This is a genomic window from Pedobacter sp. MR2016-24 (genome assembly GCF_026239655.1).
GTDB lineage: Bacteria > Bacteroidota > Bacteroidia > Sphingobacteriales > Sphingobacteriaceae > Pedobacter.
Genome location: NZ_JAPIVO010000007.1, coordinates 349,204 through 362,624, shown reverse-complemented (window position 1 = coordinate 362,624; position 13,421 = coordinate 349,204). Strand labels below are relative to the sequence as shown.

The following is a 13,421-nucleotide window of genomic DNA, read 5'->3' as shown; positions in this document are numbered from 1 at the left end:
TATTTCTTCTATCTTTAATCCATGAGTCACAGTAATATACCGTTTCAAAGCATAGACTGGTCATTAATTCCCAAAACTGAACATCTGGGGGAGACTGGAATTGCCTACTGGCGAACCAAACAATACAAAGGGCTAAGAATAAGAATAGTCGAATATTCTGCAGGATATATTGCCGATCACTGGTGTCAGAAAGGTCATATTGTACATTGTCTGGAAGGGGAATTTATTTCGGAACTCCAGGACAGGGAATGTTTTGTGCTTACTGCGGGAATGACTTATATCGTGTCTGATGATTTGAGCTCACATCGATCAGTTACTAAAGAAGGAGTAAAACTGATGATTATAGATGGTGATTTTTTGAAATAGGTATTTTTAGTCAATAAAAATGCCCCTAAATTTGTCAAAATTTTGAGGGTTTTCCATATTAGGGGCATTATGGTTTACGGGATATTCTTAAAGATGTATTATCCGCCTTTTCTAACATATTTAGTGAGGATCACGATCAGTTGTCCTTCAACTCTCCCCTCTATCTGATCCGAATTATCTTCTACTAAACGAATATTTTTCACCACAGTACCCAACTTCGCACTGATAGATGACCCTTTTACATCCAATGTCTTTGTAATTACAACCGTATCACCTGTCTGCAGTAAGTTTCCGTTGCAGTCCTTGTGTATTTCTACGATTGCTTCTTCTTCATCTTCTCCGGCAGCTTTGGCCCAGGTAAGTGTTTCATCATCCAGATACATCATATCCAGGTTATCCATTGCCCATCCTTCACTGCTCAGTCGGTTCAGCATTCTCCACGAAACTACCTGTACTGCAGGTACATCGCTCCACATACTTGTAGAAAGACAACGCCACATATTTTTGTCCAGTTCTTCTCTTTTTTCAATTTGCGCAAGACAAGCTTCACTGATCATGATACAATTTTCCTCGGTTTTTGCTGACTGGGGAGGTACGGCATACATTACCAGAGGTCCTTCTGCCTGACTTAATTCACATTTGTTTCCGCTCCTTGCTAGCAGTTGTTCTTCGAGTTTCATATCTAATTTTTTAATAATTCGCGAAGATAATTATTTTACAATTGGTTTAGGTAGCGGAAAGAGGAAGAGTTTACACAAATACTTGTTTTTGCCTACTTTATTTGACTAAATTAGAAGCTTATAGATTTTTATGAAGTATTTAATATCTGCCTTTCTGCTTTTTACGTCACCCATATTCCCCTTATCGGCACAACAAACACAAAAACCCGTACTGCATGGGCGAAACTGGATGGCCATTACTGGTAAACCACTGGCAGCTACAGCCGGGGCAATGACCTTCCAAAAAGGGGGAAATGCTGTAGACGCAGCATGTGCAATGCTGGCTGCAACCTGTACTATGTGGGATACCCTGAGCTGGGGTGGAGAAACGCAGGTACTGATCTATAATCCTACAACAAAAAAAGTAATTGCCATCAATGCGATGGGCGTTGCACCAACAGGGGCAACGGCTGACTTCTTTAAAAAGAAAGGATATAATTTTCCTCCTGAATATGGTCCCTTAGCAGCTACCACTCCAGGCACACCCGGCGGATTAATCTATATGCTGATTAATTATGGTACGATGAGTCTGGGACAAGTGCTGGCGCCTGCTATGGAGCTGGCAGCCGGATATCCTATCGAAGCGCAGGCCGCTAATAGTATGGAGCGTGGTAAGACCCAGATTAACCAATGGCCATATAGCAAAAAAGTCTTTTTTACACATCCTGGTGAGAAGAGAGAGGCGCCCGAAGCAGGAGAGATCTTTGTACAAAAAGATTTGCTGGAGACATTAACCAAAATGGTGGAGGCAGAAACAATTGCATTAAAGTCAGGAAAGAATCGTAAGCAGGCCTTAATGGCCGCATATGATCGTTTTTATAAAGGAGATATCGCTAAAGAATTTGTACGTGGTTGTCAGGAACAAGGCGGACTAATTACCATGCAGGACCTGGCTAACTGGAAGCCTCTGGAAGAAGAACCCTTGATGGTCAATTATAAAGGTATTGATGTTTACAAAATGCAGCAATGGACACAAGGTCCGGTGTTATTACAGGCGCTGAATATCCTGGAGAACTTTGACCTGAAAAGCATGGGCTATAATAGTCCTAAATATATTCATACGGTTTATCAGGCCATGAACCTTGCTTTTGCTGACCGTGATTTTTATTATGGTGATCCATATTTTGCGCCTTTAGAGCCCATGAAAGGGCTGTTGAGCAAAGATTATGCGAAACAGCGCGCAAAGCTGATTAAATATGACAGAAATAATCCCGATATCGGGCCCGGTAATCCCTATCCTTTTGAGGGGAAGAAAAACCCCTACACCGATCTGTTAAAAACAAGAGGCTTTGAACTGGACACGAGTAAAAGGAACTTTGCACCTAAACATGATTTAGGTTACAATACATCTCCGGCTGAGCTTTATCAGGACAGACTCTGGCGCGGCACTACGTCTGTAGAAGCAGCGGATAAGGAAGGATGGGTAGTTTCTATTACACCCAGCGGTGGCTGGCTACCAGCTTGTATTGCTGGTCATACAGGTGTCGGGATGAGTCAGCGTATGCAAAGTTTCGTATTAGATTCTGCTATTAATCCATTTAACTTGGTAGCGCCGGGAAAAAGACCAAGGGTAACCTTATCCCCATCTCTGGCATTAAAAGATGGTAAGCCATTTGTAGCTTCAGCGGTACAGGGAGGTGATACACAAGATCAGAACCTTTTGCAATTTTTTCTTAATATGACTGAATTTGGAATGAATGTGCAGCAATCTGCAGAAGCTGCAAATTTCAACACGAATCAGTTATGGCTCTCATTGGGCGGGACTAAAACAGACGATCGTAAGCCTAAACCAGGACAAATCCTGCTGAACAGTAATACATCGGAAAATACGCGTGAGGAGCTTAAAAAGTTGGGGTATACGCTAAGTTTTGGTGACCGGACAAGTGGCCCTATCAATGCCATCTATTTCGACTGGAAACACAATAGTCTGTGGGGTGGATCCAGTAACCATGGTGAGGATTATGGAATAGGCTGGTAGCACTTCGGATAAATATTCAGAACCTTTTATGACTTCGGCTGTTTTTGTGGAAATATAAATCATATACCTATGAACAGCATTAACAACAATCAGCCAGAAGACAATCATGAAGATTTAAACAGAGAAGATGCGCTGAAAAAGATTAAAGAATTAATAGCACAATCAGACACGTGTTTTTTCTGTACTGAAGACGGTACGGGACCCTCAAAAGGGGTGAGGCCGATGAGTATTCAGGAAGTGGATGAGGCCGGATTCCTTTGGGTGCTGTTAGCGAATGACAGCCATACTTATGAGGAAGTTACTGCAGATCCTAATGTGCAACTGTATTTCCAGGGCTCCAAACATTCCGACTATTTGTACCTGACTGCAGCAGCGGCTGTCGTAGACGATAAAGCTAAGATCAAGGAATTATGGAATCCAATTCTGAAAACCTGGTTCACTGAAGGGGAGGATGATCCAAGGATCGCCTTATTGAAAATTACTCCCTCAGAAGGTTATTACTGGGATAATAAACATGGTAACCTCGTCGCAGGAATTAAGATGATGGTGGGCGCCGCAATAGGCAAAACACTGGATGATTCCATTGAAGGCAAAATCAATCCTGCCGTTTAAAATAATTGCAAATTTACTGTCTGCTGAGTCTCCGAAGACTTAGCAGGCTTTACCTGCAATTTATGCTTATTGATCCATGCTGTATAATCCTGAGGTCTTACAGCTTCTTTTAGTAATCCAGAAGCAAACTCCATCAGATAAATTCTGTGTTCTATCACTTGCCTGTATTTTTGAAACAGGTGCTGTATCTGTTGCTGAACTTTGTTTTTGGGTTTTACACGAATGTTTTTATTCAGGGGATTGATCAGTAATACAGTAATTTCTTTTTTAAAATAATCGCGGGCAGACTCTATCCGGGCCTGCAATGCGGCCTGATCTTTAAAGCCGGTTTGTTTATGCAGATTTTTTACCTGATTCTGAAAACGGTCAGATAGCGTTATCAGGTCGTTCACCGCTTTGTTAAACTGCGCAAATAACGATTTAAACTCTGGAAGATTAGCTTTAACAATTTCAGGATAGGTTACAATGCTGTCCAGTCCTGAAAGCAACCTGTTGAAAGCGAAATGATCAAGTACTAATTGTAAGATGAACTTTTCCTGTTCAGTAACTAAGATCTGATCCAGCTCGGCCTCATCTGCAGGTTTCATATAACTAATTACTTCCGTATTTGATCTCAGGCTTTCTGTGCTGATTTTTGATTTTAAGATCAACCCGTTCAGTGTTCTTACGCGACTCAGAGCAACATAAACCTGTCCGGCAATAAATGATTTTCCGGCGTCAATGATTGCTGTGTCAAACGTTAGACCCTGACTTTTATGTATGGTTACTGCCCAGGCCAGCTTAACTGGATATTGTGAAAACTCTCCCACCTGCTGCTGCACGATCACTTCTTCCGGATTTGTTTTATATTCAAAAGATTGCCAAGAAGATTTTTCCAGCAACAGGTCTTCTTCCTGCGGGAATGATATGTATATCTGACCATCTTTTATCGACTTGATCTTACCGATCTTCCCATTGTAGAATTTCCGGTTTTCTCCGCTATCATTCTTGATGAACATAATTTGAGCACCTTCTTTCAGTTTAAGACTTTGCTCTGCCTGTACACCAGCTTCTCTGAACTCTCCGCTGATTTCGCCGTCAAAAGTATATTCAGTACCCGGTAATTCATCCAGTTTCCCTTTGTTAATCGTATTTGCTTCCGCATTATGGGAAGTAATGATAATAGGGTTTAGCTCATCAGATGAACTAAATAGCGGATCATATCTTTTGTTTAATAAAGTGAGGCTGCTATCACTGATCTGATTGTTTCTGATGCTATTCAGGATATCTATAAATTCTGGTTCTGTTTGACGGAATACCGTTGTCAGCTCAATTTGTAACACGGGATTCCTGCGGATCACATAGGCTTCAAAAAAGTAAGGAGAAGCATAGGCTCTGCTTAAAAAAGTCCATTCTTCTCTTTTCGTAACCGGAGGCAGCTGAAATAAATCTCCAATCAGCAGTAATTGCACGCCTCCGAAGGGGCTGCTGTTTTTCCTTACTGAACGGAATATAGCGTCAATTACATCAAGTAAGTCACACCGTACCATTGATATCTCATCAATAATCAGCAGCTCCAGCTCATTCAGCAGGTTCTGTTTTTCCTTGCTATAACTTAAATCTGACACCAGGGATTGTATAGATACTATACCAGACTGCAGATTTTCAAGACTGATATCTCCAGGAAAAAAGGAACCGGTAGGTAACTGGAAAAAGGAATTAATGGTTGTGCCTTTTGCATTCATAGCCGCAACCCCGGTAGGAGCTACCACTACCATCTTTTTTGAAGACTCTTCTTTAATTCTTTTGAGCAGTGTTGTCTTTCCCGTTCCAGCCTTTCCGGTAAGAAAAATATTCTGGTTGGTAAAGTCTATAAAGGATAAGATTTTGTCGAAAATTGAATGAGCAGGGGCACCGTTAGTCATGATGCAAATTTAACCGTTTTTTTTAAGCGCTTTCCAGGTCCTTGATAATTAATTTTTTCATTTTCATTAGTGCTTCCATTACCCGCTGCGCCCTTGCCGGATCTTTTATCAGCTGAGTCAGTGATTTCGGTATAATCTGCCAGCTGATACCAAATTTATCCACCAGCCATCCACAAGCCACTTCTTTTCCTCCAGCGGAGGTCAGCGTATCCCAATAACGATCTATCTCATCCTGTGACTCACATTCTACAACCAGCGAAACTGCGTCGTTGAAACTGGAATTGTGTGCTGCGGAACTATCCATAGCCATCATAATGAAATCATAAATCTTGAATTGTGCATGTTTAATAAATTCAGGGCTGTCACCTTCTCCTTCATTGTATCTTAATTTCCCTACGACGCTGGATTTTGGGAATAATCCGGTATAAAAATCTATTGCATCTTCCGCTTTACCAACATTTACGCCCGTAAACATTAAAGTAGGGCAGAACTTTTGCGGCGTATCTGCCCGACTACCTGTAATGATTTGCCACGACACACCATATTTGTCTTCTACCCATCCATACCTGCTGCTCCAATCATAACTGTCTAATGGCATCATGATTTTGCCATCCTCAATGAGTTTATTCCAGTATAGTTCCGTTTCTTCTACTGTTTCACTAATCACCATAAATGAAATAGCGATATTGGGAGAGGAACTCGGTCCTTCATTAAGGAGCATAAATTTTTGTCCGCTCAATTCAATTTGGATTACATATGGTGAAGTTTGAGTAATTCTTCCGTCGCCAAATGTGCTGATGTAAAAATCTGCCGCCTCGGTAACTTTACCCTTAAGCGTGAGACATGGATAGATCGTATGATGCATACAGGTTTGAATTATGTTTAATATTGTTGTTTATAAATGGTAAGGTGAATATACAAATTATTGTTTTTTTATAAAAAATCATTAAAATGTTTAGGCGAAGCAAATGCTGGAAAGATGTCGTGTTTGCCAATTTTATTTGTCACGAATACACTCCATTTATCTAATTAACTATTCTATTTTTATCACACCTTAACATTCAAACAGATGAGCAGAGAAAAGATAGCAGACCAGGATTTAGTTACTGAACTTATAAAAAATCTGTCGCCGGATTTTATGGAAATCATCACCTCTTTAAGAGAAGTCATTCTTTCTGCAGATGAGCATATCAGCGAACATGTTAAATGGAATTCTCCGGCATTTTATTATAACGGGCCAATGCAACCATTTAATCCCAAAGAATATAGCAGAGATATTGCGGTTATACATGTGCGCAAAGCAAATATCCTCATCGTGTTTCCCACAGGAGCTAAGGTTGAGGATACGACCGGCTTGCTCCAAGGAAATTATACCGACGGCAGGAGAATTGCAACTTTTAAAGATCTGGATGATGTTCACGCAAAAGCTGAGGATTTGAAAAAAGTAATCAGGCAATGGCTCAGCCTGGTAAACAAATGAAAAACGATGCCTGCAATTTACAGGTGTGAATCCTTATCTTCGCAGTTGATTTACACAAAACCTTATGCAAAGAGTGCCGGGATATTTACAGGTTTTTTTTAAAGTAGTGCTTCAAATTATAAAAAATGAGTATTTCTCCGATGCCCTCCGCACTACTTTAAGTATTATCGTCCCTTTTGCCGCGCTATATTACTTTACAGATCCGCATATTGCAATTACTGTGGGTGTAGGTGCACTTTTAGTGAGCCTTACAGATTCTCCCGGTACGCTCGGCGATAAAGTTCTGATGTCCGTGAGCAGTTTGTGCCTGTTTTTTTTCATTGCTATCATTACGGCATTATTAATCAAAAAGGTGATGCTGTCAGGAATGCTGATTTTGGTGTTCTGTATGATTTTTGGTTTGTTTACTGCATTTGGAAAGCGATGGTCGTTATTAGGTACAATGGCATTGATACTGATGACCTTTGTGCAGGGATTAAGACCAGTAGATCCATTGTCATTCAGCCTTTACATCGTCGCAGGTGGCGTGTTTTATTATCTGGTCAGCCTCGTGCAAACAAGCCTATGGCCTTTAAGTTCTGTGAAACATGCTCTGGGAGAATGTATTATCTCGACTTCTGATTTCTTACGAGCTAAAGCTGCATTTTATGATGCGGGAAGCAATCTGCAACAAAATTATCTGCAACTGATTAAACTCCACAACAAAGTACACGACAAGCAGGAGCAGGTAAGAGATCTGTTGCTCAGAAATAAGTCGTTGATGCGCAACGGGCATGAGCAGGGGCAAAGGTATCTATTGGCCCTAACGCAGGTTATTGATTTATATGAACGTATCGGTGCTATACAGTATGATTATGAGCTACTAAGAGAAAGTCTGAAAGATACCGGACTGCTCGATGCTGTTACACGAGTAATTGGCTGTCTGGCAAATGACCTGCAATTGATAGGAAACGCTTTATATGGTAAATCTAAAATAAAATCTATAGATACAAGTGCTGCGGATATACAGTTTGTAAAACAGCAGATTGCGAAGCTGAGCGCAACCGATAATAACACCCGTATTTTAAATAAACTGGAGATCAATATCGATGAGATTTATACCTTGCTGAGGAAGATCAGTACCACACTTACATTTAAATTCGATCAGATAGATTTTCCTGCAGATTTACCCGCTTATCAGTTTTTTATTTCAGCTGAACTCATTACTTTCTCTGTGCTCAAAACACAGCTCAACTTCCGGTCGCCCGTATTCAGATTCGCATGCAGGTTATCAGCAGCCTGTCTGGTTGCCTTCAGCTTTACTTTACTGCCTGTAGGTTATTACAGTTACTGGATTTTGTTAACCGTTATTGTAGTTATTAAACCCGGTTTCGGACTTACTAATAAAAGAAATTTACAGCGATTAAAAGGCAGTTTGCTTGGCGTAGCAATAGGTATGATTTTGTTGTTACTGATTGGGAATATAACAGTAAAACTGATGCTGGCCGGCTTATTTTTATTGGGATACTTTGCCTATCTGCGCATCAATTATATGTTAAGCATTGTGTCATTAACACCTATGATCATTATCTGTTTAAATATATATACCGGCAATCAGTCCATTGTGCTGGAAAGAGTTGTAGATACCCTTTTAGGATGTGCAATAGCTTTCGGCGCTTCCTATTTGTTCCCATCCTGGGAGATCAGGAAACATAGCATGTATATCGGGGATGTAGTGCGGGCTAACTTGAGTTACCTGAAAAAGCTACATGACCAGACTGCCGGTATTCCATCCGACATCACTTCATTTAAGCTGGCCAGAAAAGAGGTTTATACAAAACTAACCATCCTTTCTTCAGGGATACAAAACATGTTGCTGGAGCCTAAACGCGCGCAAAGTCAGGTAAAACATCTTTACGAATTTGAAGTGTTGAGTCATCAGTTATCTTCTACCATAGCCTCTTTCTTTCCTTTCTCCAATGTGCAATTGGTTGAGGTAACTCAGCAGCTCAATCGTGCGATGGAGATACTGAAAGAGACATTAATGATTGTCGATGACAGTACAAATGAAAGTAAGGCTACAGTACCTGCTATTTCATACAATCAGCTTGATCTTAACCATCCAGACCATGTGGAACAGCATAAAGTGCAGCAGATTCTGAGGATTGCAGAAGCAATCAGGCAGCAAGTTTATCAATATAGTTGTTGCAAATAAATTGATCTCTCTATAATTATGGATATTTTTGCATACAAATAAGACACCATTTTGAGAACTGATCTTTTCCTCATTACGCCACCTTTTACTCAACTGAATACCCCGTATCCTGCAACTGCATATATTAAAGGTTTTTTGAACACCAAGAATATCTCCTCCACTCAGGCAGATTTAGGTATTGAAGTGATTTTAGCGTTGTTTTCTAAAAAAGGTTTGGCCGATCTATTTCTTTACGCAGAGGAGCTGGGCCAGCCAAAAAGCTTAAATGCGAAGCGAATTTTTGCATTGAAAAACGAATATATTAAGACGATAGATGCTGTTATTGCTTTTTTGCAAGGCAAAAACCCAACCCTGGCATTGCAGATTTGCCAGGAAGATTATTTACCTGAAGCTTCCAGATTTACGCAGTTGGATGAATTGGACTGGGCCTTTGGTACAATGGGAACGCAGGATAAGGGTAAACATTTGGCGACTTTGTACCTCGAGGATATTTCGGATTTTATTATTGAATGTATTGACCAGAATTTCGGTTTTAGTCGTTATGCCGAAAGGTTAGGCAGAAGCGCAAATTCTTTTGATGAGCTTTATGGAGCTTTAAATCAGGAGTATACCTATATGGATAAAATCCTGATGGAAATTCTGGAAGAAAAGATCTCCGTTGTTCAACCTAAGCTTTTCTTAATATCTGTTCCTTTTCCGGGAAATTTATATGCAGCATTCCGATGTGCGCAGTATGTGAAAATAAATTATCCTGAGATTAAAATATCAATGGGCGGCGGTTTTGCCAATACAGAGTTACGTTCTCTTTCTGATGAAAGGGTATTTGAATTTTTTGACTTTATTTCATTAGATGACGGGGAATTACCCGTTGAGCTGATCTATAATTCAATCATAAACGCCGGGGAGCTGAATTTGTATAAGAGAACCTTTTTATTGGAAAATGGAATTGTTACTTATAAAAATGATACCCTGAGAAGGGATTACAAACAGGCTGAAGTCGGTACACCAGATTATAGTGATCTGGAACTGGATAAATATATTTCAGTTATAGAAATCGTAAATCCGATGCACCGCATGTGGAGTGATGGTCGCTGGAACAAATTGACAATGGCACATGGATGTTATTGGGGTAAATGCACTTTCTGTGATATTTCTTTGGATTACATTAAGGTTTATGAACCGGTCGCGGCTAAATTAATTGTAGACCGGATCGAAGAACTGATTGAAAAAACAGGTCAGAATGGATTTCACTTCGTAGATGAGGCTGCCCCACCAGCCCTGATGAGGGAAGTTGCCCTGGAAATTTTAAGAAGGAATATTACAGTCAGCTGGTGGACTAACGTACGATTTGAGAAGAGCTTTACCGGAAATTTATGTCTTTTACTGAAGGCCTCAGGCTGTATAGCCATATCAGGCGGCTTAGAAGTAGCTTCCGACAGGTTGTTGCAGCTAATTGATAAAGGTGTATCGGTTGAACAGGTCGCTCAGGTTACCCGAAACTTTACGGAAGCAGGAATACTGGTGCATGCTTATTTGATGTATGGTTATCCCACGCAGACCATTCAGGAGACGGTAGACAGTCTGGAAATGGTTCGACAATTGTTTGCAGCAGGTGTTTTACAATCTGGCTTCTGGCATCAGTTTGCAATGACCGCACATAGCCCTGTCGGTATGTATCCGGAAAGATTTGGAGTAGTAAAAGAGACTGAAACTATAGGGCGTTTTGCCAATAATGATATCAACTATATTGACAAAACAGGAATAGATCATGATAAATTTAGCTTCGGCTTAAAGAAGTCACTTTTTAATTTCATGCACGGCATTTGTTTAGATTACAAATTACAGGATTGGTTTGATTTTAAAATTCCAAAAGTGACGGTTCCTTCGGATTTTATTGAGAAAGCGTTAAGGGAAGAAAGCAAGTTTAATACTAAGCCAGCAGCTAAGATAGTTTGGCTGGGAGGGAAGCCTGATATGGAGAGTTTTTCCAAATATAAGAAGGGTAAGCCTTTGGAAATGATGCTGCTGACTTTCTATGATAAAAAAGAGACTTTCACTGTTCAGCTAAACAAAAGTGAGGGGGAATGGTTAAGCACAATTTTGCAGAAGATATCGGTTTCCCAGGGAAAAGTTTATACTTTTCAGGAGCTTAAAGCTGATTTTGAGACGACGATGGAGCACTTTGAGCTTTTATGGTATTCACAACCTATTTATGATTTGAGGGACTTCGGGTTATTGGTTTTGTAGCCATTTTATTCAACAACAAAGCCCTGCAGATCGATCTGCAGGGCTTTGTTGTATTCCGGAAAATTTACCAGGCGTAATTTTGTACCAGGTTCGGATCTTTATCTATCTCAGATTGCGGAATAGGCATCAGGTAATGTTTGTCTGTAAATACCCGGTTTTGCAGCGTTACCGTTTTGTAGAAAACTGCTACACCCGCAGCCTCTGAAGATACATCCAGACCAGTATTTGCAAGTTCTGCTGCAGAAGGGCGGGCATTAAGACCAAGGGCCGGTACATTATCCACGGTTTTTGCAATCAGCCATCTCCTCACATCCCAAAAGCGGTGACTTTCAAATGCCAGCTCCACCCGGCGCTCATTTTGAATACGACTGCGCATTCCGGCTTTCGTATTGTCATCAGGTAAAATTGGCAGGCGAGGCATTGAAACACGGCTTCTTACCATATTAAGATATTGATAAACTGATTGATCCGGCGCTTCCAGGTACTCATTCATCGCTTCAGCATAACTCAAATACATTTCGGCCAGGCGAAAGATGGGGAAGTTGCGTGTACCCGTGCCCGAATTTGCGTTCCGGTCATATCCAGGTGCTAAAAACTTACGGACGTTATAGCCCCATGGATTGGTTCCCGGCTTTCCTGTGGCCCAGCCATCGGTTATTCCATTGCCTGCACCAAACCAGGCCAGTCGTACAGGTCTTTTGGTTGCATCCAAGCGCCAAACATCGTACTGGAAAAATACACTGGCATAAAAGCGGGGATCGCGGTCTTTATACATATTCGAGATATTGCTGACGTTTTGAAACTTCAGTCCATCCCATAATTGTCCATTCCAGACGCCGCTATTGGTATAGCCCGAGCCCTGAGTGTTTATCGGATAACCGTTCTTCATTTCATAAGCATCTACAAACTGCTGCAGGGGAGTCAGTTTCCCGTTCCCTTTAAATGGAGAGCCATTAGGCAGGTAATTGCCATCTATATCTGTGGAGTTACCAATTATCCTTGGCATGATGGTTTCTGTATAATCACGGGTATAGAACTGAGCGGCATAATTCTGTACGGGATTGTCGGGAAAGGGACTGTATAGCCTGTAAATTCCCATGTCTATCACCGCCTTTGCAGCATCGGCAGCTCTTTTCCATTTTTCCTTGTCATAAGCACGGCTGAAAAGTCCTTTACCATCTTTGTTCTGTACACCGGCATACAAAGGGTTTCCATTAAATAAAGGGCTAGCAGCATATAGTAGTGTACGTGCCTTTAGTGCTAGTGCTGCACCTTTGGTGATTCGTCCGGTTTGCGCATCTTCTTGTGTTAAGGGCAAAGTATTTGCTATTTCATCACATTCTGTAGCGATAAAGTTCACCACCTCATCAACTGAATTCCGGGCAACCTGGGTGTCTTCCAGATTGTCTGGATTTACATCATTGGCACTGGTGATCAAAGGTACCGCCCCGTAGCGTTTAAAAAGTTCAAAGTAGAAAAATGCACGTAAAAAGCGGGCTTCTCCTTTGTAACGTGGCTTCCAGATCGTATAATAACTTTCGCGGTCTAACGGTACCGGTACATTGTCTATACGATTGATAAAAATATTGGCCCGCCTGATGTCCTGGTATCTGCCCGACCAGTTTCCGTAGGGATTGTCATTTGTGCTCCAGCTGCCCAGGTTGTATTTGTAGGCATCAATTGCTTCGCCATTGTCAAACCAATGATGGTAGGTTTCATCTGTGGCAGCGGTCAATGGCGAGGTCAGTTCGTTCGGCATCGCGTTGTATAAACGTGCGAGGGCCTGCTCAGTGAGGTTGATATTTTTATAAACATCATCTTCACTTGAATATTCTGCGGGTACAACATCCAGGTATTTCTTGCAGGATGTGCTGCTGATCAGGAGTACTGCCAACAGCAGTTTATATATATTTTTCATTTT

General features: G+C 41.1%; 10 protein-coding genes. 6 read left to right on the top strand and 4 right to left on the bottom strand.

Translation table 11 applies throughout. The features are described from left to right. Nucleotides 1-21: 21 nt before the first annotated feature. Entirely contained in the window at nt 22-366 is a 345-nt protein-coding gene (locus OQX62_RS20155) for a DHCW motif cupin fold protein (protein WP_265833442.1), read from the top strand. A gap of 98 nt (nt 367-464) precedes the next feature. On the opposite strand, the gene OQX62_RS20150 is transcribed toward OQX62_RS20155, so the two are convergent. Continuing rightward, nucleotides 465-1,046, bottom strand: a complete 582-nt coding sequence (locus tag OQX62_RS20150; RefSeq protein ID WP_265833441.1) for a PhnA domain-containing protein — start codon at nt 1,044-1,046, stop codon at nt 465-467. Nucleotides 1,047-1,176: 130 nt separating this feature from the next. Here OQX62_RS20150 and OQX62_RS20145 point away from each other — a divergent pair, with 130 nt between their 5' ends. Together OQX62_RS20145 and OQX62_RS20140 are read left to right on the top strand one after the other, a co-directional pair. After that, a complete protein-coding gene (locus OQX62_RS20145) occupies nt 1,177-3,063 on the top strand; it encodes a gamma-glutamyltransferase family protein (RefSeq protein ID WP_265833440.1) in 1,887 nt (628 codons plus the stop codon). 69 nt (nt 3,064-3,132) lie between these two features. Next, nucleotides 3,133-3,675, top strand: coding sequence for a pyridoxamine 5'-phosphate oxidase family protein (locus OQX62_RS20140; RefSeq protein WP_265833439.1), 543 nt, complete (start codon nt 3,133-3,135; stop codon nt 3,673-3,675). On the opposite strand, the gene OQX62_RS20135 is transcribed toward OQX62_RS20140, so the two are convergent. Together OQX62_RS20135 and OQX62_RS20130 are read right to left on the bottom strand one after the other, a co-directional pair. After that, nucleotides 3,672-5,579, bottom strand: coding sequence for an ATP-dependent DNA helicase (locus OQX62_RS20135; RefSeq protein ID WP_265833438.1), 1,908 nt, complete (start codon nt 5,577-5,579; stop codon nt 3,672-3,674). The genes OQX62_RS20140 and OQX62_RS20135 overlap by 4 nt on opposite strands. Before the next feature lie 22 nt (nt 5,580-5,601). Beyond that, nucleotides 5,602-6,444, bottom strand: coding sequence for a VOC family protein (locus OQX62_RS20130; RefSeq protein ID WP_265833437.1), 843 nt, complete (start codon nt 6,442-6,444; stop codon nt 5,602-5,604). A gap of 204 nt (nt 6,445-6,648) precedes the next feature. Here OQX62_RS20130 and OQX62_RS20125 point away from each other — a divergent pair, with 204 nt between their 5' ends. The 3 genes from OQX62_RS20125 (at nt 6,649) to OQX62_RS20115 (ending at nt 11,500) form a co-directional block, all read left to right on the top strand. Next, nucleotides 6,649-7,059 carry a DUF1801 domain-containing protein gene (locus tag OQX62_RS20125; protein ID WP_265833436.1) on the top strand — a complete coding sequence of 137 codons (411 nt, stop codon included), beginning with the start codon at nt 6,649-6,651 and terminating at the stop codon, nt 7,057-7,059. 64 nt (nt 7,060-7,123) lie between these two features. Continuing rightward, nucleotides 7,124-9,253, top strand: coding sequence for an FUSC family protein (locus OQX62_RS20120; protein ID WP_265833435.1), 2,130 nt, complete (start codon nt 7,124-7,126; stop codon nt 9,251-9,253). Between the two features lie 51 nt (nt 9,254-9,304). Continuing rightward, nucleotides 9,305-11,500, top strand: coding sequence for a B12-binding domain-containing radical SAM protein (locus OQX62_RS20115; protein ID WP_265833434.1), 2,196 nt, complete (start codon nt 9,305-9,307; stop codon nt 11,498-11,500). 64 nt (nt 11,501-11,564) lie between these two features. On the opposite strand, the gene OQX62_RS20110 is transcribed toward OQX62_RS20115, so the two are convergent. After that, nucleotides 11,565-13,418: a RagB/SusD family nutrient uptake outer membrane protein gene (locus tag OQX62_RS20110; protein WP_265833433.1), complete on the bottom strand. Its 1,854-nt coding sequence runs from the start codon at nt 13,416-13,418 to the stop codon at nt 11,565-11,567. Nucleotides 13,419-13,421: the final 3 nt, after the last annotated feature.